Consider the following 281-nt stretch of genomic DNA (forward strand, 5'->3'; position numbering starts at 1 on the left):
GCCCATATTCATCGCTAATAACAGTGACGTTAGTGGTGAAGTACCGGGGTTGCAATCTGTCGATATGGCAATGTTGACCTGATGTTTGCGCAGTGCTTCTATCGGTGGCAACTTAGTATCACGTAGCGTATAAAAAGCACCCGGCAATAGTACGGCTACCGTGTTGCTTGCGGACATTTTTTCAATATCTTCTTCTGCTAAGTGCTCAAGATGGTCGCTTGATAGTCCTTGGTATTCTGCTACCAAAGCACTAGCACCTATGTTTGAGAGCTGCTCGGAAT

The 281-nt window shown here is 45.9% G+C and carries 1 pseudogene; it reads right to left on the reverse strand.

What is annotated here, in order from left to right:
* Positions 1 to 281: pseudogene (locus tag AAEY88_RS13035) on the reverse strand (imidazolonepropionase); the annotation flags it as partial.

This window comes from Psychrobacter sp. CAL346-MNA-CIBAN-0220 (assembly GCF_040309805.1).
Lineage (GTDB): Bacteria > Pseudomonadota > Gammaproteobacteria > Pseudomonadales > Moraxellaceae > Psychrobacter.